General features: G+C 53.5%; 1 rRNA gene. It reads left to right on the top strand.

Features of this window, described 5'->3' with window-relative positions:
• Positions 1 to 519: ribosomal RNA gene (locus E2L05_RS20635) — 16S ribosomal RNA — on the top strand; the annotation flags it as partial.
• Positions 520 to 563 lie beyond the last annotated feature (44 nt).

The following is a 563-nucleotide window of genomic DNA, read 5'->3' as shown; positions in this document are numbered from 1 at the left end:
GTGCCTTCGGGAACTGTGAGACAGGTGCTGCATGGCTGTCGTCAGCTCGTGTTGTGAAATGTTGGGTTAAGTCCCGCAACGAGCGCAACCCTTATCCTTTGTTGCCAGCGGTCCGGCCGGGAACTCAAAGGAGACTGCCAGTGATAAACTGGAGGAAGGTGGGGATGACGTCAAGTCATCATGGCCCTTACGACCAGGGCTACACACGTGCTACAATGGCGCATACAAAGAGAAGCGACCTCGCGAGAGCAAGCGGACCTCATAAAGTGCGTCGTAGTCCGGATTGGAGTCTGCAACTCGACTCCATGAAGTCGGAATCGCTAGTAATCGTGGATCAGAATGCCACGGTGAATACGTTCCCGGGCCTTGTACACACCGCCCGTCACACCATGGGAGTGGGTTGCAAAAGAAGTAGGTAGCTTAACCTTCGGGAGGGCGCTTACCACTTTGTGATTCATGACTGGGGTGAAGTCGTAACAAGGTAACCGTAGGGGAACCTGCGGTTGGATCACCTCCTTACCTTAAAGAAGCGTACTTTGCAGTGCTCACACAGATTGTCTGAT

It is taken from the genome of Meridianimarinicoccus aquatilis (assembly GCF_004358675.1).
GTDB classification, from domain to species: domain Bacteria; phylum Pseudomonadota; class Alphaproteobacteria; order Rhodobacterales; family Rhodobacteraceae; genus Meridianimarinicoccus; species Meridianimarinicoccus aquatilis.
Note: the sequence above shows the minus strand (reverse complement) of the source record. Positions and strands in the feature narration are given on the sequence as shown.